This is a genomic window from Secundilactobacillus kimchicus JCM 15530 (genome assembly GCF_001433995.1).
Classification (GTDB): domain Bacteria; phylum Bacillota; class Bacilli; order Lactobacillales; family Lactobacillaceae; genus Secundilactobacillus; species Secundilactobacillus kimchicus.
The window spans coordinates 1-19,711 of the sequence record NZ_AZCX01000017.1; the positions used below are offsets into that span (position 1 = coordinate 1).

At 43.2% G+C, this 19,711-nt stretch carries 15 protein-coding genes and 1 other annotated feature; of the genes, 2 read left to right on the forward strand and 13 right to left on the reverse strand.

The window, feature by feature from the left end; all coding sequences use genetic code 11:
• Positions 1 to 279 precede the first annotated feature (279 nt).
• On the forward strand, positions 280 to 909 hold the full coding sequence (locus tag FC96_RS12240) for a cadmium resistance transporter (protein WP_055679953.1): 630 nt from the start codon (positions 280 to 282) through the stop codon (positions 907 to 909).
• 51 nt (positions 910 to 960) lie between these two features.
• Here the strand turns inward: FC96_RS12240 and FC96_RS12245 are convergent, their stop codons facing one another.
• The 6 genes from FC96_RS12245 to FC96_RS12270 all read right to left on the reverse strand — a co-directional run bounded on the left by FC96_RS12245 (position 961) and on the right by FC96_RS12270 (position 9,067).
• Positions 961 to 1,539: a cob(I)yrinic acid a,c-diamide adenosyltransferase gene (locus tag FC96_RS12245; protein ID WP_056943209.1), complete on the reverse strand. Its 579-nt coding sequence runs from the start codon at positions 1,537 to 1,539 to the stop codon at positions 961 to 963.
• A gap of 103 nt (positions 1,540 to 1,642) precedes the next feature.
• A complete protein-coding gene (locus tag FC96_RS12250) occupies positions 1,643 to 3,061 on the reverse strand; it encodes a prenyltransferase/squalene oxidase repeat-containing protein (RefSeq protein WP_056943210.1) in 1,419 nt (472 codons plus the stop codon).
• A gap of 328 nt (positions 3,062 to 3,389) precedes the next feature.
• Positions 3,390 to 4,580, reverse strand: coding sequence for a metal-dependent hydrolase family protein (locus FC96_RS12255; RefSeq protein ID WP_056943211.1), 1,191 nt, complete (start codon positions 4,578 to 4,580; stop codon positions 3,390 to 3,392).
• Positions 4,581 to 4,594: 14 nt separating this feature from the next.
• Positions 4,595 to 6,199: a peptide ABC transporter substrate-binding protein gene (locus FC96_RS12260; protein ID WP_056943212.1), complete on the reverse strand. Its 1,605-nt coding sequence runs from the start codon at positions 6,197 to 6,199 to the stop codon at positions 4,595 to 4,597.
• Positions 6,200 to 6,257: 58 nt separating this feature from the next.
• Positions 6,258 to 6,460: a binding site (T-box leader), on the reverse strand.
• Positions 6,461 to 6,525: 65 nt separating this feature from the next.
• Positions 6,526 to 7,860 (reverse strand): M20/M25/M40 family metallo-hydrolase, encoded by a 1,335-nt coding sequence (locus FC96_RS12265; protein WP_056943213.1) that lies wholly within the window; start codon positions 7,858 to 7,860, stop codon positions 6,526 to 6,528.
• Between the two features lie 25 nt (positions 7,861 to 7,885).
• Positions 7,886 to 9,067 (reverse strand): M20 metallopeptidase family protein, encoded by a 1,182-nt coding sequence (locus FC96_RS12270; protein WP_235804766.1) that lies wholly within the window; start codon positions 9,065 to 9,067, stop codon positions 7,886 to 7,888.
• A gap of 297 nt (positions 9,068 to 9,364) precedes the next feature.
• On the opposite strand from FC96_RS12270, the gene FC96_RS12275 reads away from it, so the two are divergent.
• On the forward strand, positions 9,365 to 10,615 hold the full coding sequence (locus tag FC96_RS12275) for a M20/M25/M40 family metallo-hydrolase (RefSeq protein ID WP_156403238.1): 1,251 nt from the start codon (positions 9,365 to 9,367) through the stop codon (positions 10,613 to 10,615).
• A gap of 72 nt (positions 10,616 to 10,687) precedes the next feature.
• Here FC96_RS12275 and FC96_RS12280 read toward each other — a convergent pair whose 3' ends face one another.
• The 7 genes from FC96_RS12280 to FC96_RS12310 form a co-directional block, all read right to left on the reverse strand.
• The gene (locus FC96_RS12280; protein ID WP_082593665.1) at positions 10,688 to 11,494 is read right to left on the reverse strand and encodes a transporter substrate-binding domain-containing protein; all 807 of its coding nucleotides are present in this window, start codon (positions 11,492 to 11,494) and stop codon (positions 10,688 to 10,690) included.
• Between the two features lie 31 nt (positions 11,495 to 11,525).
• Entirely contained in the window at positions 11,526 to 12,641 is a 1,116-nt protein-coding gene (locus tag FC96_RS12285) for a 5-methyltetrahydropteroyltriglutamate--homocysteine S-methyltransferase (protein WP_056943215.1), read from the reverse strand.
• A 422-nt stretch (positions 12,642 to 13,063) separates the two neighbouring features.
• Positions 13,064 to 13,279: a hypothetical protein gene (locus FC96_RS12290; protein ID WP_055679960.1), complete on the reverse strand. Its 216-nt coding sequence runs from the start codon at positions 13,277 to 13,279 to the stop codon at positions 13,064 to 13,066.
• Between the two features lie 113 nt (positions 13,280 to 13,392).
• Complete coding sequence (locus FC96_RS12295) at positions 13,393 to 14,406, reverse strand: LacI family DNA-binding transcriptional regulator (protein WP_156403239.1); 1,014 nt, start codon at positions 14,404 to 14,406, stop codon at positions 13,393 to 13,395.
• 235 nt (positions 14,407 to 14,641) lie between these two features.
• Positions 14,642 to 16,060: a glucuronate isomerase gene (uxaC, locus tag FC96_RS12300; RefSeq protein ID WP_056943216.1), complete on the reverse strand. Its 1,419-nt coding sequence runs from the start codon at positions 16,058 to 16,060 to the stop codon at positions 14,642 to 14,644.
• 23 nt (positions 16,061 to 16,083) lie between these two features.
• Positions 16,084 to 17,682: a tagaturonate epimerase family protein gene (locus tag FC96_RS12305; RefSeq protein ID WP_056943217.1), complete on the reverse strand. Its 1,599-nt coding sequence runs from the start codon at positions 17,680 to 17,682 to the stop codon at positions 16,084 to 16,086.
• Positions 17,683 to 17,723: 41 nt separating this feature from the next.
• Entirely contained in the window at positions 17,724 to 19,163 is a 1,440-nt protein-coding gene (locus FC96_RS12310) for a glycoside-pentoside-hexuronide (GPH):cation symporter (RefSeq protein ID WP_056943218.1), read from the reverse strand.
• Positions 19,164 to 19,711: the final 548 nt, after the last annotated feature.

A 19,711-nucleotide genomic window follows, 5' to 3' on the forward strand; every position in this document is an offset into this window, starting at 1 on the left:
CTGTGAAACAAGGCGGTCTGACTTGAGTAGCGCGTTTCAGCCTGTGAAAGCCCACGGGTTGATCGCGGAGTGTCAGGTAAAGGGCTAAATAATTCTGGGTTTAGGATTGTTTATTTCTCAGTCCATGCCACCATTTCACAAACTAACGCCATAACGAACTACGAAGGTACCATAAGCAATCTACGTGACATGGACGAGAAAGACCGGTCAACACTGAAGTGACCGGTCTTTCTTTTATACATAGGTTTTACTTTCTAACAATTAACGAAAGGACACTGAATGATGTTTCGGGAAATTCTTTTCAGCATTGTCGTTTATTTTTCCAGCGCGATTGATCTTATTACGGTCTTAATCCTACTCTATACCCAAAATCACCATCGATCTTGGGTTAAAGTCTATTTGGGTCAGCTCATCGGTTCCTTGGTGTTACTGTTAATCAGTCTCCTATTCGCGTTTATTCTTCACAGCGCCCCTTCGCCACATCTTATTGGCCTTTTGGGTCTAATCCCACTGGTATTTGGTTACCTTAGCCTAAAAAGCCATCAATCTGAGGCGACGTGGCTGAACTCAATGCTCACGCCAAAGTTCTCAAACCATCTAATGATCAGTGTCGCTGTTTTAACTATCGGTTCAACAGGGAGCGATAATATCGGAATCTTTACGGCCTATTTTTCAAACATCGCATCTAAATGGCTACCCGTTGTTATCTTGACTTTTATTGTTTGTATGTTTGCCATCGGCATCATTGGATACTGCCTATCTTTCTTCCCCGGCTTGGCAACTCTCTTTACTAAATATGGCACCTTAATTATGGGTGTAACTTACATCATTATGGGAATCGTTATTTTGGTTAAAAATCACACCATTTCGTACTTCCTACATCTTTTGGTAACTTGTATCAAACTTTAAAAAAGACATCGAATTGAATTTTAATTCGGTGTCTTCTTTGAATCTCGATAATCATTTTTTAAAGACTGGGTTACCATTTCGATACGTCACATCTTGAATACCGGCTGTATAATTCGCAAATCTGGCAGCTGCAAAGAAATAATCTGACAATCGATTTATAAACACTAAAGTATTGGGATTAATCTCAGATTGCTTTTGCAACGTTACAATTTGTCTTTCAGCCCTTCGGGTTACTGTCCGGGCAACATGTAAAGCAGCTGATTGAGGCGTTCCACCTGGGAGAATAAACCGATCAATTGCCGGTGCTGCTTCAACATAGCGGTCGATGGCGTCTTCCAACCACTGCGTCTGTTTTTTGCAAATAGCATCCGTAAAGAAATAGTCGTGCTTCTTATCGTCACTCAGCGTTGCGAGATCACGCCCAATATCAAACAAAAGTTGCTGAATTTCTTCCAGTTCTGAATCCAGCGTTGCTAATTGAGAACCCAGAACTGACCGCGTATAGCCAATCCACGAATTTAATTCATCCACTGTTCCGTATGCTTCAACACGGTTATCATCTTTTGAGACCATCGATGATCCAATTAACTGAGTGTTACCTTTATCACCATGTCGCGTGTAGATTTTCATATCATCACTCCTCCCAAGCTATTCTATCATTCAAAAATGATCTTTTTTTGTCAGTATCTAGCTCAAAAGTGCCAAGAGAATACTATTCTCTCAGCACGATGACTTACTTCACAAAATTGACATACCGACTTCTGACCCAGCCAGATACATAGTGGTTATGAACGTAGTAGAAGACTGCCTTCTTACCCGTTCTAGTCCTAACCATCATACGTCGAGTCACATACTTCGCACCGCGATAGTTTTTAGTGTAATGCGCAGCGTAAGACAACCGACTATTTCGATAAATATAACTTCCAGCCTTTAATTTACCAATTCGGGTTTTAATCTTTTGATTCTTAATGACTTTGACAGGCGTCTTCTTGCCTAGCTTCAGATTCTTTTTAGCACTAGGTTTTGAATTGTTTTTTTGCGTTTTTGAAACCACCGTCCGAGTGACCACTGTCGTTGTTGTTGCTGGCGAAGATGGCGTTGTCTGGGAGTTGGCCTGAGGAACCACAATCACAATCGGATTTGATTCCCCACCTTTATTAGAATTATCCTCTGGTGGTGTTACAGGCGTTACACTAGCTTTTTTAAAGTTAAATATCGAACCTTTGTTGTTTTTAAAGTAATCGTACTGATCTAATGCGTAAACGGCTTGCTCCGTCGACATTGCTATGGCACCATCTTGATCCATTTGCCATTTGAACTCGCCCGTACTTTTCTGATAACCAACCAAGGCCGCGATAGGCGAAACACCTCCCGAGGTCAATCCCACTCCGACATCCGCACCACAAGCTGCCAATCCTGTAATTAGCATGGCATCACTACTAGAATTTGCCACTTTAGAAAAGGAACTTGTGGGATCAATAAAATCACCCGTAGCGGGATCGTAGCAGTTCTTCTTAACGCCATCAATGGCCTTATCTATCGCTGTTTGCACGTTAGGTAACGTCTTATTCATGGCTAAGGCCTGTAAAACCATTCCTGTCGAATCAGTTGAATTCCAAACGCCCTTTGAGTTTTGTTGACTTAGCAAATCGCTAACTAAAGCAGCTTTTGTTTTGTCACTAGCCTCTCCATAATCATTCGTACTCAACGCAATAATGGCATATATCTCTGGAAACAGTGAAACTTTGCTCGTCGTATTCATCTCGTCCGTCAACTTTTTAATCAGGTTTTGACCTTGAAAATTCGTGGGATCGTCGCCAATCAAAGCAACCCCAATAATCGCTTTTTCCAACTCTGTCCCTGATAAGTCTGTGCTGGCCGATTTTATTAATATTTCTTTAGTCACACTTTTCTGGTATTGAGATAATCCAATCGGACTTGTTTTCAACGCCAGGGCTTGCCAAACGTCACCAACATCGGAACCGTTAATGTTGTTGGCACCCTTATTCAAAGCCGCCAAGTAATCTACTGTTTTAACACTTGTGGCACTACTATTACTAGCGCTCGGGGTTTCAGTCGCAACTGCCGCAGTTGATCCTAATCCGAGAACAACTAACATCGAAAAAATAAAGTAAAATAGTTTCTTTTTCATGACAAGATGTTCCTCCAAAAATTTAGTTCAGCGCACTGATAAAGCGGTTTCAAAATAATCGATCCCGGGCCCGAGTCCTACCACTCTCACTTCTGAATTTAACAGAATCGCCCCAACGATACAATCGCTCAGGCAAGATTAGACAACTATGTACATGATTAACCCTTAAAAATTTTAGAAAAAGATTGAATTCCATGACTTTTATTTCTAATAGTCTTATTGCGCACTCTCTCGTTATATTCGCCAACTCTGACTACATACAATAACGGTTGGATTAAAAAAGTTCGGATCTTGTCGATAAGATCCGAACTTCCATTAATGATGGTTCTTAAAACTGGCGTTCACCGCCCAAGTACACCGCTTTGTCCCGTTGTTGAACCGCCTTAACATCGGCCAGCGGATCCGCGGAAAGCACCTGAAAATCAGCCTGCTTGCCAACCTCTAGTGTCCCGTACCGATCCGCAACGCCGCACAACTCAGCAGCGTTGAGACTGGAACATGTATAGGCTTCAAACGGCGTCATGCCAACTTTTGTTAGCAATTCAAATTCCTCTGGGGTGCGATCGAAGCCGTTAAAAGGGGTCCCGGCATCTGTCCCGCACGTAAATTTCACACCAATTTCGTATGCTTTTCGCAAATTAACGTAGGTATCCTCTAAAGCATCAGCTGCTTTTTTCACTTCCCAATCGGGTAAAACGCCCTGACCAAATTCCGGAATGGCCCACTCCGCAACGAGGGTCGGTGTCAGGTAAATGTCTTGTTCCACCATCTGTCGCGCTTCGCTTTCGGTCACGTAAAATCCATGTTCGATAGAGTCTACCCCGGCATCAATTGCATTTTGAATCCCGGGATTCCCCTCCGCATGAGCAGCTGCCTTGAACCCTTTGTGGTGTGCTTCTAGCACACCTGCGTGCATCTCATCAACGCTTAGCTGTGGGTCATCCATAAAGTCACCAGGCGACATCACGCCCCCTGTTGCCATCATTTTAATAACCTCTGCCCCGACTTTAAGGGCTTGCCGGACACCCTTGCGCATTTCATCAGGCGAATCGACCCGGTTGCCACCATTGGCGTGGTCACCGTGACCTCCCGTCATGACGAAGGCCTTTCCCGACGGCTGAAAATGCGGAATTTGGGTCATAACACCAGTCCGCATCATCTTTTTCAGCTTTAAATCAACATCAAAACTGGTACCAAGTCCGCGAGCAAAAGTGACGCCTGATTGCAGTAATTCTCGCAGATTTTGATAAGCAAAAACGGCCGATTCCGCCTCGCTGGAACCAAAAATACCATCGAAAGCCCGCGGGTCACCCGCGATATGCGTATGAACGTTAAGAAATCCTGGCATGACGTATTGGTCGTGCATGTCAACTAACTCGTCACTCTCGGCTGGCGGTACACCGCCACCGATTGCCACTAGCTGGCCCGAGGTTAAATCAACTGCTAACCACGCCCCTTCTCGAATTCCATTCTGGCGGCCATCAAATAAACTCACGTTAAAAAATGTTCTCGTTGCCATTTAATCCATCTCCACTATTTCCAATAAGCGTATTGGTATTGTGCTTCATTGAGTAGTGAATAGTTTAGCCCACCCACTTTACTGCTGACCAACTTAGATTCAGCTGGTTGATATAACGGAACAAACCCTTTGACCTTCATCAGATACTTGTCAGCCTTGGCCAGAGTATCGTACCGAGTTTGGCCAGTCTGACCGGCTTGCGTTGTCATCAGCTTGTTGAACGTCGGATCACTCCAGTTGGTGAAGTTAACCGTATTGCCCTTTTGAGCCAGACTCAAGAAATCAGCTGAATCCAACCAGTTAGTTGTCCATCCGGTCAAATTCAAATCAAATTGACCAGCAAAATCGCGGGCTACGTGCTGTGCGTGAGGGATCGACGTCAATGTCACTTTGGCACCCTTTAATTCCTTTTCAATCGTTGATTGGAGGTACTGGCCCACATTTTTATCTTCATCCGTGTCATCCGTCAGTAAATTAAACGTCGCGGTTTTTTTACCGGTTTCCTTCAAATACTTCGCCCAGTATTGCTTAGCCTTCGTCACATCAGTTGGCAAGAGATTACCGACCGATGTCGCCATATCCTTACCGGTTGCTGGATCTTGTTGATCACCCCGGATAACCGCACTTAGAGCGGGCTTAGACCCATCTTGGAGAACTTGACTCGTCAGTTGCTGACGATCCGTAACGTACGACAACGCTTGTCGCAGGTTTTCACTGTTGGTTTTAGCTTTTTTGTTGTTGAAATACAAGTATTGCAATCGCCCTAACAAGTGGGTTTTGAGATTCTTGTTGTTGGAATTCTGACGGACGTATTGACCATTCACCGTTGTTTCCTGAACGTCGCCGCTATTAAACATGTTCACAGCCGTATTTTGGTCCTTGGTCACCGTGACTTTGACCGTCTGGATCTTCACGTTTTTCTTGTTCCAATAGTTGTTATTTTTAACGTAGTTCCAACTATTGTTCGTCCCCGTCCAATCAGCAACCTTATACGGCCCGTTATAAACCGCTTTGTCCGCACTGGTCCCATACTTAGCGCCATACTTGTTAACCGCTTTTTCGTTTAACGGGAGGTACTTTGAAGCCGCAATATCGTTGAACCACGGCATTTGCTTAGCAAGCGTCACTTGCAGTTTATATTTTCCTAATGCTTTGACACCAAGCTTTGAAGGTGCCATTTTACCTGCTTGAATGGCATCAAAATTCTTAAAGTTGGCGTAGTAGCTAGCAAACTGCGCCTTAGTCTTTGGATCGACTGTCCGCTGGAACGAATAAACAAAGTCCTGGGCTGTCACTGGATCACCATTTGACCACTTCGCATCTTGACGCAGATTAAACGTATAAGTTAACCCATGGTTGGTCGGCTTAACTACCTTAGTCGCCACGCCTGGCTTTAGCTTATTATTTGCATCATATGTATAAAGACCCTCGTACGATTGGAGCAACATGCTAGCACTATTGACGTCGGTGGCCTTGTTAGGATCAATAGTCATCGGTTCATCTTGCAACGTCACATGCAACGTTTTATCCCCACTCTTGCCGCTATTGCTCCCACAAGCTGCCAACGCTAAACTCAGCGCAACCGCTCCGAGACCAACTAATACTCTATTTTTATTCATATCCAACCCCTCCTATGACTCAATTGATTAAAAAAGCCCTCTAAAATGATTGCTCATCTTAAAGGGCGCATTGACTTGCACGGTACCACCTTTATTCGCATTAAAATGCCTCAAAATCCAGATAACGGTGGTCGCCGAGATAACCTACTTCATTCAGCCATCTGCTCAAAAGTGATCCTCAACTAACTATTGACGTCTGCTTACACCATCCAGACTCGCTAGAGACAATTTGTTAATTACGGTCTTCCTCAACGCTTTCTCATTTTCTCATCAATTGTTAATGTTATTAGTATACCAAATCCGTTTCGATTGTCAAACGCTAGGGTTCATCGTGCGTAGCGCGTTAGTAATAGTCCTAAAAAATAAGTTCCCTTTGCATAATCAGCTAATCGGATATTTTCATTCGGCGAATGGGGATGGCTTCCGGCGTAGTGGGTGCCGACCATCACAATGGGAACGTTTAAACTATCAACAAACTGTTTAGCTGGGCCACCACCAGCCATATTAGGCACCAATTTAGTATGCGCTTTACCATACACTTCCTGTGCTATCGTCATATTTAGCTGAACAAAAGGTGAATCGAGATCTGTTCGAAAGGCCCGTTCACCAAGCAAAAACTCAACATTGACGTCTTCAAATCCATTTCGATCAAGTTGGTTTCTAATCAGTTTTACAATGTCTTCTGGTTCTTGATCAGGGACTAATCGACAGTCTAACTTTGCATGGGCCTCCTTTGGGATAATGGTTTTGACGCCGTTACCTTCATAGCCTGCACTCAGCCCATTAATGCTCATCGTTGTCCCATTAATCAATTCGGACTTCGGGTCAGCATAAACAAACGGCCGGCGCAACCCATAGTTGCGCTTAACCTCAGCATCGTTAAAGGTTAATCGGGCAACCGCTTTTTGACCTGTCTCACCCAGTGATTCGATGGTGTCATAGAATCCGGCCACCCGTACCCGGTTATCAGCCCCGCGGAGGGATGCTAGTGCTTGAACTAAGCGCCACGCTGCATTATCTGCGTAGCTTGCCAGAGATGAATGAAGATCAACCGCCGCTGTTTGAACGTGCAAATCGAAACTAACGATTCCCTTTAGACCGCACGTGACTTGAAAGTTTTCTTCCTCGTCCTTACCGCCGCCTTCCCAAATACAAACATCGGCTGCTAGGTCAGTCGCATGCGCAATAACGGATTGATCCACGTGTGGGCTGCCTATCTCTTCTTCACCTTCCACGAAAAATTTTAAATTAACAGGTAGGCCACCATGTTCTTGAAAATACTTAATTAACGTCAACCGCGACATCAGCTCGCCCTTATCATCACAAGTTCCTCGAGCAAACAATTTACCATCACGCACTGTTGGTTCAAAGGGGTCCGTTTGCCATTCTGCTACAGGCTCTGGCGGTTGAACATCGTAGTGGTTATAAAACAAAACCGTTCTATCAACTTGACCCTCAAATTCTGCAAATACGATAGGGTTACCACCTTGGTCATGCCATTTTTCAACCCGCTTAGCCCCCAGTTTTGAAAACTGATTGATTAACCAGTCAGCGGTTTCCGTAATTCCTTGATTTTGAGCCGAAATGCTCGGTAATTTTAAATACTGGTAGAGACTTGGTAAGGTCGCCAAGGCATACTGTTCCACTTCTGTTTGATTCATTACGCCAACTCCTATTCTGACATCGTCAATTCGTAAAATAAGTCCCTTGATTCAGCTTAGCCAATAAGGCTTGGGCTACCGCAACATGCAATTTTGCCGCATAGATTAACCCCGCTGGATCCGCGATAAAGTCCGAATGATGCAAGTTTGCGTTACCCTTGCTTCCAATGAAGGCATAGCACCCAGGCACTAATTCCTCAAAACTCGCAAAATCATCGTCTGCATTGGTAGTTGGCGCTGGCACCACGGTCATGAACTGGCGCGCTTGATCCGCCACCAGCTGCGTCACTGTAGCATTATTATCAACTGGTGACGGGCCTTGATCCCATTCAATTTCAGCGGTTGTCCCATATGCGGCAGCCGTTTGTTCAACTAGCTGATAGAACCGCTCCTTAGCCAGTTGGCGACTCTCCTTAGAAAAAGCCCGGATAGTCCCCTTGAAGAAAGCCTCATCCGGAATCACGTTGTTCGCAAAGCCCCCCGTTATCTGACCGACTGTTAAAACCAACTGATCGACCGGATCAATGTTTCGGCTGACCACCGTCTGTAACGCCATCACGATAGCTGCTGTGGCAACCAGGGGATCTTTTCCGGTGTGTGGCATCGCCGCATGCGACCCAACCCCTTTGACCGTCACTTGAAAATTATCATTAGAAGCCATTAACTTCCCTGACTTTAAAGCCACTGTCCCCACTGGTACCCATGGCATATTGTGCATGCCAAAGATGGCCGACACACCATCCATAACATGGGCGGCTATGAGTTCACGAGCACCAGTATGCCGTTCTTCTCCGGGTTCAAATATCAACCGAATCGTCCCATGAAGTTGACCTCTTTCGGCTGCTAACACTTCAGCAGCCCCTAACAGTGCGGCAGTGTGAAAATCATGCCCGCAGGCATGCGCCACACCATCAATTTCCGATTTATAATCCAAGGTTGTTTCTTCTTGGAGGGGTAACGCATCAATATCAGCTCGCAATGCGATAGTTGGACCTGAAAATGATCCCGTAATTTCGGCCACAACCCCTGTTTTCAATTCATAGTCCTTGATAGGAATTCCCAGAGCTGTTAAGTGTGCTTCAATCTGCTGGGTCGTCCAAACTTCTTGGTCAGCTAATTCCGGGTGCCGATGCAAGCTTTTAAAGAGCGTTGTCATTTTAGCTGATAAAGATGAATCTGTTGCTGAATCATTCATTGTCGCGTTCACTTCCCTCTCCTGTTTGATGTAACTTATTTATTTAAACCATTGAAAGCTTAAATTCAACCTTGAACTCTCCCTAGACCGGACCTATACTAAGTAAAGCTTGTTCTCATTATATTTTAATACATTACTCATTTTAACCTTAGTGTCAATAGTCTATCGAGTTCAGCATGTTATTAATTGCCCTCATGATACATAAACCGGTTTCTTGTTACTTAAACTACCGTGGTAGGCTCACTGCTGCTATAAATCTATGCTTCTCAATAGAACCGCAATACGACTTAACGAAAGGAAGTCATGGTTGTGACGCCAACTAATTCAATTGCTTTACTCACCAAACTCGTTCAACTCGACACGGTCGGCGGCAACGAACTGCAAACCGCAAACTTTCTGGATGATTATTTGACTGCTCATCATATCCACCATCAACTTCTTGAAGTCGAACCAAACCGATTCAACGTTGTCGCCGATATCGGACCAGATCACGGTCCCATCGTTGTTTTGGAAGGTCATCAAGACGTAGTTGCGCTAGGTGACCTGCGAAAGTGGCATCACCTACCACTTGGTGCTGAACAGGTTAAACATCGACTCTATGGCCGCGGCGCCAGTGATATGAAAAGTGGTTTAGCAGCCGCTATTATTACAATGATTGACCTAGCTCATGATCCGAGCTTCACTGGCCATGTCCGTTTGCTGGCAACTATCGGTGAAGAATCTAGCCCTATCAATCACATGCAGGGTGCCCAATATTTTGCCCAACACGGCTACATGAAGAACGTGACGGCCATGATTGTGGCAGAACCCAGTAGTGTTCCAATCAACTGGCTGACTCAATCGCCAATTAAAAATCCGTTACGCTTTTCTAAAACCGTTCTACCAGCCTTAGTAGCAGCCAATCATTCAACTGAACAATTCGTCTTGAATTTTGCTCATAAAGGCTCTATTACCTTTGCGGTGACGGCCAAGGGCCTATCAGCTCACAGCTCAACCCCCGAGTTAGGCATTAACGCCATCGACGCGTTGATTGCTTACTCCCAAAACCAACGCACCTTTTTTGACTCGTTAACGGCCAAAAACCCTGTGCTGGGGAAGACGGTCGCTGTTACCACTAAATTCAGCGGTGGCCAACAGCTTAACTCGGTCCCTGATGAGGCCACGTTATATGAGAAAGTTCGAACTATCCCAGAGGTGCCTAACAGCTGGATTCTAGATCGACTTAATGCCCTGATTGCTGATCAAAACCGCAACCAATCGGCGCATCTCACCCTGCAAGTTCTAGGTGATAAACGGCCTGTGGAAAGTGACCCTCAGGACCGATTCATTCAGCTACTTCAAGGTATCGCGCAACAGGAACTTCACCAGACTATTCCCACCGGTGGTTCAGCCGCTGGTACCGACGCTTCTGAACTAACTAAAGCGAACCCAGACACAACCGTCGTCGTTTTCGGCCCGGGAAACATGACCGCCCATCAGGTGGACGAATATGTGGATCTTGATATTTTCGAAGCATTTGTCACTATATACGAGCGGGTGCTAACAACGTATTTTGAATGATAAATTCAATCCGAAAAAAAGGCCATCAACCGTTTTAAAGTTGATGGCCTCTTGCAATTCAAGATTAACTCGTTAGTTCGTCGTAATATCCTGCCCAAAATACTTCACCGACAGTTTCTTCAACGTCCCATCTTTGCGAAGGTCATTGATAGCCGTATTGAACTTAGCCCGGAGCTTCGGTGATTTTTTATTGAACATCGCTGAAATTTCGGCTGGTTTCTGTTCTGAGCTTGGCAAGATCCGGTATTTCAATCCCTTAATTGAGTTGTCCTTCTTATAGGTCAACAGTGCTGGTTCCGCATTTAGGGTGCCATCTGCGCGGCCCTGCTTCACAAGGTCTAAGGAAGTTGAAAACTGGCCCGATGGTAAAATCGTGGCCCCATTCTGCTTGGCAATCACTTCGTTGTCAGTCCCAGTGCCTTCCGCAAACTTCTTACCCTTTATATCCTTGAGTGACTTAATGTTATTGTCAGATGACCGGGTAATCAAGGCGTACTTTGAGAAAACATACGGCGTCGAGAAGGCATATTGTTTACGCCGTTCTGGGGTTTGCGTCAGGTTATTAATAATCACATCAAACTTGCCACTCCCAAGACCGGCCACGAGCCCGTCCCACTTAGTTGGGACAAAGTTGGCTTTCAAGTTTAACTTTTTAGCCACAGCACGGCCTAAATCCACTTCAAAACCGGTTAATTTCCCATTTTGACGGTATGAAAACGGCGGATAGGTGCCTTCGAGACCAACGGTTAGTTGCTTGCTATTCTGGAGCTCCGACTGATAAGTGTTCTTGCTGCTTGAATTACTACTGCCGCACGCCGCCAAGACGACAACTAATGCGACGGTTGCTAAGCTGAGTAAGACGCTTCTGATTCCCTTCAAAGTTAACCCCTCCAAACGTGGTTTCCGGATTCTATTCTGGCCAAACACTCTTCGCAGTATCAATGACCAGCTTTAATTTGGCCCATTGATCGTCTTCAGTCAAGTGATTACCCTCCTCAGTTGAGGCAAAACCACACTGTGGTGACAGACAAAGGCTAGCCAACGGCACGTATTGGCTGGCAAGTGCAATTCGTTTTTTTAGTAATTCAGGTGCTTCTAAATCAGGTTTCTTAGTCGTGACCAACCCCAAGACGATGCGTTGGTTACGACCGTTTGCAGCAATCTTAGCAAGTGGTTCAAAGCCACCTGATCGCTCGTCATCATATTCCAAAAAGTACCCATCAATGTGTAACTGAGCCAAGTAATCAGCCACCGGATCGTAGGCCCCTGCACCGGCCCAGTTAGAATCATAATTACCACGACAAACGTGCATCGTGATGGTCAAGTCATCTGGCTTATTGTCCACGATTGCGTTAATCGCTTTAACGGCCGCCTCACACAATGGCTTCAAGTCTGGATTAATTACTTTATCAGAGAAGCTAGCCCACATCCCCCATGACGTATCGTCGAGTTGTAAATAACGGCAACCGAGGTCGTAGAATCGCTGCACCGTGTTTTGATAGGCGGTAATTTCATCCGCTAGAAAGGCTTCAAAATCATGGTTGTAATACTTGTCGTAAATTTCAGCATCTTCATTTGGGAACAAGACTGATGGGCTAGGAATCGTCTGCTTAGGCGTGATGCCATCCGGCACGATACTTTGGAGATACTTAAAGCCGTCAAAGAACGGGTGATCCGGATTAAATGTCACTTTTTCAGTGATTTCAATCCCACCCTTACGCGTTTCCTGACCATTGAAGATAAAACCGTGATCAGGTTCAAAAAAATGGGCGCCCTTCAATCCAGCCAAGAAGTCCAAGTGCCACCAGCTTCGGTTAAATTCACCATCGGTGACGTCCTTTAACCCTAAAGCAACTTGCTTATCAACAATTCTCTTAATTTCCTCGTGTTGCACTTGCAATAGATCATCTTTCGAAATTTTATGAGCAGAAAAATCGGCATTTGCTTGTTTTAACCGATCTGGTCGCAAGAAGCTCCCAACGATATCGAACCGGTTTGGAAACTTAGTCTGAGTCTGAATAGTCATGATAATTCCTCCCAAAATTTTGAAAATAAAAAAGTCCCTGGATATAATCCAAGGACGATTCGCTCGCGGTGCCACCTTAATTTCTAGTCAGCTCACGCCAAACTAGCTCAGAGAGTACTAAACATCAATACTCCGGTCAGATAATGACGACCACGCAATGCCACTTCGCAAATCAGCTCAGCGCCATATTACTCCGAGACCATCTTCACCTACGCCGCACTACTCATTCACACCAACCACGAGCTCTCTTAAAGGCATTGTCCAGTTACTCATCTCATCATCGTAACTTTTTTATTAATGTATTTCTCATTCCAATGCCATAATAGTACGAGTTATTGGGGGCGATGTCAAGTTGCTTACAAAAAAACGACGATACTAAGTTGCACCGCCGTTTGAAAATCCGTTATATATCAGTTTTATAATTATTTGGTCTTGGTAACAGATGTGGTTACCGCCGTATAAGCATCATTAAAGGCATTAGCATGACTCGAACTAACGCTAATTCCGGCTACCAAGCTACCTAAAATAGTAATGCTCGTCAATGCTGTCGCAATGATAGCAGCACTATGATTACCACTCTTCTTAACACTACTTTTAGTAAATGAAACTGATTGATTTGATGCAAATGTATTTTCCATGTGTATAAGCCTCCTAGTTAAACTCGCTTCTCTGATCGCTCAACTAGTATACTAGCACCTCATGAAAATAAATCAACGTTTTTCAAAAATAAAATCGTTTTCATGAAAAAGAATCAATTTGTTTCATTTCTCACATTTGCCACAGACTCCCGTATAACAAGGCTTGGACGTAAAGTTTCAGTTCTATTAGTCACATTTTTAGCGGAAAGAAGGTTAGTGAGTGCTACTATTCCCTTACGTACCAACGCATGCGTTGGCTTTTTTATCGTTGTTAACCGTGGCACAAGGTATTTTGAATATTCCGTATCATCAAATCCCAAAATCGAGATATCATCTGGTACCCTAAATCCCAGGTCCTCACAGGCCCTTATTGCACCAACTGCCATGTCATCGTTAGTGACAAAAACGCAACTGGGTACGGCGCTTCCAGACAATAACTCCTTCATTTTATCGTACCCACTCTTAGGTAAATAATCTCCCACCTTGACCCATTGATCATTGAACTGTAATCCAGCTTTATTAAGGCTATCAACGTAGCCACGCCACCGTTCTTTAGTTGAACTAAACTTCGGATGACCCTCCAATATCCCAATACGTTCATGCCCCATCCGAGCCGCATATTGGATTAATAATTGTGCACCAAGGTAATCATCGGTTGCATAGTTGACAATGTCTTCACGGCTTAACTGACGATTTAAAACAACCATTGGAATGTGTTGGTCGCGAACTTGATCAATAAAAACGTCGTCGGACTCAGCCTGACTGATAATCACGACGCCATCATACCTTCCTACCGGCAATGCGTTACCTTTGTAATTGCCAATACTATCTACAGATACGATGTATCCTGTCGGCAAAGCCTCGCGCGCTTGATTTAAAACGTCTACTAAAAAACTGGGAGAGGTTCCGGACTCCATTTCAGAGAAAAACACACCAATCAGAAAAGTCTTACGATTGACTAAACCTCGTGCGCTTATATTAGGCGTGTAGCCAATTTCCTTTGCAATTGCTCTAATCTTTTCTCGTGTTTCCTCTTTAACCAGGTTACTCCCGTTTAACGCACGAGAAACCGTAGTATGAGACACTTTAGCAAGCTTTGCAATCGTCATTATTGTTGCATTTTCCAAAACAGGCACTTACCCCCGATATCAGTTCTCTTATGATCCATACACAACATTATATTACTCTCAACAATGATAGTGGTGTTTTTAACTAAAAAGGTTTGTCCCTACAATTATGTTTCTCTGTTTTATAATGGCCAGTTTCTTGAAGAATATCATTAGTATAAACCAAAACAGTCCACCTAAGGACTAAAATCCCTAAGTAGACTGTTATCTAAATTTGCACGCTATTCAGAATTCACTAATCAAAGAAGCCAAAGTAATTCTCAGCATTATTGAATGAAATATCTTGAATAATTTTACCCAGTAGTTTCTCATCATCGGGTACTCTGCCGGTCTCAGCAAGGTGACCATAAAAGTTACACAAGACCCTACGGAAATATTCGTGACGGGGATAAGATAAGAAACTACGTGAATCCGTCAGCATTCCGACAAAATTTGGTAACAAACTTTGTTGTGCGAATACTCGTAACTGTTCGTTCATGCCTTCAGCGGTATCATTGAACCACCAGCCGGCTCCCAATTGTAATCGTTGTTTGCCACGTTCTTGGAAACAACCCATCATAGTGGCTAATTGCATCCAGTCATTCGGATTCAACGAATAGAAAATCGACTTTGGAATATCATTTGTATCCTGCATCTTCGTGTACAGTTTCTGAATGTTAGCCACGATATCAGGCTGTGTCCCAATAGCATCATATCCAGTATCAGGTCCAATTTTTTTGAACATTGGTCGGTTCAAATCCCGAATCGAGTTGATGTGAAACTGCATTGTCCAATTAAACTTGTTGTTCAACGTCATCAAGTGCTCTAACAGCATTGTCAGATATTGATCAATCTCGCGTGGCGACAAATCCTCATTTGAACGCCCTTTCTTAACAATTTCATTGAGTTCTTCTGTAGTAGCCTCAACAAAATGATAAGTAAGCAACGAATGATCCGACAAACGACCACCCATTTCATTGAAGAATTCAAACCGTTGTTCTAAGGCCTTGATAATATCATCAAAGGAATTAATTCCGACACCCGAAACATCGCTAAGTTCATTAAGGTAGTCATTGAACCCATCTCTGTCAATTTGAATCAGCTTATCTGGGCGCATCGCAGGTAGTGTTTTAAAACCATTATTGGCCTCATCTTCTTTTAACAGCTTATGATAATGAAGGTCAGATGCTGGGTCGTCAGTCGTGCAGACAGCCTTAACATTCATGTTTTTGATCAAATTACGGGGCTTAAAAGCATCCGTTTGTAAAAGTTCGTTTGCTTTTTCCCAAATTTTTGGTGCCGTTTCCTTACTAAAGACGTCATCAATGTGGAAAAATCGCTTAAGTTCCAAGTGTGTCCATTCATACAAAGGATTGCCTAAAGAATGTTCAATCGTATCTGCCCATGCTAGAAACTTTTCGTATTCATCACCATCACCAGTGATGAGCTCCTCAGGCACACCATTTGCCCGCATTAACCGCCACTTGTAGTGATCACCATATGTTCCTTCATTTAACCAAATACGAGTGATATTCGGATAATTTTTGTTCTCATAAATTTCTTCAGGATTTAAATGACAGTGAAAATCAATAATTGGCATGTTTTTTGCGTAATCATTGAAAAGCTGCTTACCCATTTCGTTTTCTAATAAAAAATCTTTATCAAGTAATGCCATGATAATCCTCCTAAAAATTTATACTAGAACTTCTTTGAAATATCTTCTTTAGGTTCGTATTTTTCAAGCGCCTCAGCACGAGTCTTAACAACCCCTTGTAACAGATCCAAATGTTCGGCAATATGAATGTTTAAATAAGCGTCGTACAAATCTTGATTCTTAAGAAGCGTGTTCCAGAACTTGTCACGATATACATAGTGGAAGTTGTGCTTTAAGTTCATGATTGACCCATACATCGTGTGAAGGACCTGCCGAGCATCGTCATTGTCGAGAAGATCCATCACGTTACTCTTGTTCATATCAGCTGGTTTGGGCGCAGTTCCATTAGTCTGGGCGTTGAATACATAGAAATCTTTGACATCATCCAAGTTATCGTAAGCAAACTTATACAGTTCAAGCATGAAGTCAGGATCTTTATGAGCAATAACGCGAAGCGCTTCCAACCAGTTAGTACCAGCTGTTTTAACGTGCCAGCCGTGTTTTTTAGAAAGTCGTCCAATAATTTCGTAAACAGATAACTTATCTGAGCCAGAGTGAATGCTTAATTTGTAACCAAAGTGCTCTGCAATGGATTCATGAACCACGTATTCTCGTTCAAAACGTTCAGTATCGCCAATATAATCAATTGCTTTTTGAAATTCGCCATAAAAACGAGGTGCCATCGTTACAGGAGTCACACCTTGTTTGTTCAGTTCGCTAGCGAAGAAAAAGTGATTTTCAGGGGTCGTTTGATATGGTGTTTCATCCATCGAAATTTCAAAGTCCAAATTATATGGCACAACAAACTTAGTATAGATACCTTCGGCAAACAGAATGGCATCGTAGAAGGTCAAGACAGATTCTTCGAGATCTTTCTTTGTAAAGTGGACGGTTACACCATCAGCAACTTCAAAATCTTTATCCAAATATGCATCGTTAAAGTACTTGATTTGATCTGGATCTAACGAGTTAAATCGTTTGTCAAGTTCGGATTCATCCAAATTAACAACATCATTATGGATTTCTTCTGTACAATCCAAAGTAATCATTGAGCATCCAATTTTAACGGCATAATCGACTTCGTAAGGCGTCTTGACGTGATCACCATCGGCACCCCATCCGTAAGTGAAACCTTCTTCAAACACGGCCCATGAGGCAGATTGGAAAACATCGGTATTGGTCCGGTGCATCAACATCAACTCACGGATTGATTGTTGTGCAAGAACTGGCATAATACCACGCCCTTTAAATAACCGTAAATGGGCATTCGAAGCATTGCCTAACCGATCACCGAGACCAAACGTGTATTTATAATTGCGCCGTGATGCTGGTCGAATCCATTGGAAGCGAGTGGCTAAAGCATTGTTATTGGTTTCGTTAAGTTCGCCAACAATTAAGGTTGAGTCATCATCCTTTAATACTTCTGTTGCATCAAAATCCTTAGCTGTTAGCCGATTTTCATAAACTACTAGGTGCTTTTCGGTAATGCCTTCACTGTTTTTTTGATGGGTAACAAAGTATACGTTTCGTCGATCAACTTGAATAGAAGGTGCGTAGACTTCCTTATCCGTTAACTTTGAATAGTCACCATCTTCAATTGACAGAATTTCTTTAACATCCTTCAACAACTTTTGTAAATCCATTATTAATTCCTCCTAAAATTTAAATCTGATTACAATACTGACTATTCGCCAATCTTACCGTTTTCCCAACGACCATGATCCAAATCGTTAACAATCTTTCCAAAACGATCATCATCCAATTTGTAGAAAACACCAACAACAACCGCAGCGAGTGCCAAGCAAACACCTGGATACAAGGTCATCGCAGCTTTGATACCTCTCAACGCACCTTCGTGCTGTTGGGCGTTAGCAACATAACCCGTTAAGGCTAAGATTCCGGCACTGACAAGAGCAGCAAGGGACTGGGCAATCTTTCTTGAGAAATTAAAAGCCGCGTACGTAATAGCTTCTTTTCTAACTCCAGACCGCCATTCACCATAGTCGATAGCGTTTGAAACCATCGCCCACGTGATCCCATTTGGGATAGCCAAGGCAGTGTAACCAATTGTAACCAACACAATAAATACGATAACGTTCGACGGTAAAAAGAAGTTAGCAATATTAGCAATTGCTCCGACTACGAAGCTAACCATCGCCGTTGGCTTTTGACCAAACCGCTTTGTTAAGAACGGAATCATGAAAACCCCTAAGATTGAGCATCCCATCATAATTGCGTTAATAATCGGTTGGAGGCCAATATTACCCAAGTTATATTCGGCGTAGAACACCATCATCTGATTATTCGTATTCATCGCAGATATTGTAAACAGTGTCATCAAAATCAAAGCACCCAGTGGCCCATTTTTGAAAATCACTCGGAAATAGTCTTTAAAACCTTCCTTGTGGGCATTGTTACGATTAACCTTGACATTCTCACGTGTGCCGAAGTAGCAGACAGCAAACATCGCAACCCCAATGATGGCAAAAATTGCGCTAGCCAAGAAATAACCATGAGCCTGCTTCCCTGTGGCACCGGCAAACATTGTCATTAATGGGATAAATGCGACCCCTGCAATAAACTGTGCTCCAACGGACCCAATCTGACGAGTTGTTGCCATAAAGCTTCTATCTTGCGAGTTTCTGGACATGACAGATGCTAGCGATCCGTATGGGTCATTAGTAAATGAGTAAACCAGCCCCCAAATCATATAGACGGCATACGCATAAATAATCTTCTGTGTCATTGATAAACCCATCGGCATGGTGAAGGTGACCACGGTCATAATTCCAAGAATAATGGCGGAAATCATCATAATAGGGCGGAATTTCCCTTGTTTGCCTATCCGTTTTCGATTATCAATAACAGATCCCGCAATTGGATCCATGAATGCATCAAAAATTTTGGTGAAGGCGAAAATACCTGCCACTGGCCCAGCACCAATTCCGACAGCATCAATCCAAAATTTTGTCAGGTAGGCTTGACCAAGGTCGAACATAAACCCATTACCAAAGTCGCCAAAACCATAGGCAATTTTTTCACGGGCTGGAATTTGTTTAGAGGAGTCGTTAAGTACTTCAGGTTTTTCAACCTTCGCTTCTCCATGCGTTGTCGCTTCGCTCATCAATTTAACCTCCTAAGTTATAAAAAAGTGGTTTCCTATTTATGCACTTCAAAATCCTTAAAGAAAGCGCTTCCCTCTGGACAACTAATATACTAGCACAAAATATTGAACACGTGAACATTTTTTTGAAATCGTTTTTCTCCATTTTCCAGCTCTCATTGTGAAATATCATGCAATTATGACCGTCATCTACTATCACACCAGCATTCTGTTATTGAGCAATTTGATCCCTTTTATTGGTTAAAAAAATAGTGCGTTTTTTGGGTATGTATTTCTAAATAAAAATCTCACCGATTCATTCGTCTTACCGAAAAATCATTTTAATTGTTAACGTGAACATTTAATTCTTATACTTTTAACCTAAGACTCCGTTTTTTCGGTTATTTTCTTTATCTATCCTTTCATTACGCTATTCATTGGTAATTTGATCTTAGCTGAACAAGTTGACATCCATTTGATTTGCAGATAAAATTATACTCGTCAAATATATCAGTTTTAGAGAATGAGATATTTTTAGGAGGACATTTCTGATGAAACTAGGTTTAATC

Coding starts and splice junctions, on each gene's coding strand:
- FC96_RS12240 (WP_055679953.1), top strand. CDS start 280: ATGATGTTTCGGGAAATTCTTTTCAGCATTGTCGTTTATTTTTCCAGC.
- FC96_RS12245 (WP_056943209.1), bottom strand. CDS start 1,539: ATGAAAATCTACACGCGACATGGTGATAAAGGTAACACTCAGTTAATT.
- FC96_RS12250 (WP_056943210.1), bottom strand. CDS start 3,061: ATGAAAAAGAAACTATTTTACTTTATTTTTTCGATGTTAGTTGTTCTC.
- FC96_RS12255 (WP_056943211.1), bottom strand. CDS start 4,580: ATGGCAACGAGAACATTTTTTAACGTGAGTTTATTTGATGGCCGCCAG.
- FC96_RS12260 (WP_056943212.1), bottom strand. CDS start 6,199: ATGAATAAAAATAGAGTATTAGTTGGTCTCGGAGCGGTTGCGCTGAGT.
- FC96_RS12265 (WP_056943213.1), bottom strand. CDS start 7,860: ATGAATCAAACAGAAGTGGAACAGTATGCCTTGGCGACCTTACCAAGT.
- FC96_RS12285 (WP_056943215.1), bottom strand. CDS start 12,641: ATGACTATTCAGACTCAGACTAAGTTTCCAAACCGGTTCGATATCGTT.
- FC96_RS12290 (WP_055679960.1), bottom strand. CDS start 13,279: ATGGAAAATACATTTGCATCAAATCAATCAGTTTCATTTACTAAAAGT.
- uxaC (WP_056943216.1), bottom strand. CDS start 16,060: ATGGCATTACTTGATAAAGATTTTTTATTAGAAAACGAAATGGGTAAG.
- FC96_RS12305 (WP_056943217.1), bottom strand. CDS start 17,682: ATGGATTTACAAAAGTTGTTGAAGGATGTTAAAGAAATTCTGTCAATT.
- FC96_RS12310 (WP_056943218.1), bottom strand. CDS start 19,163: ATGAGCGAAGCGACAACGCATGGAGAAGCGAAGGTTGAAAAACCTGAA.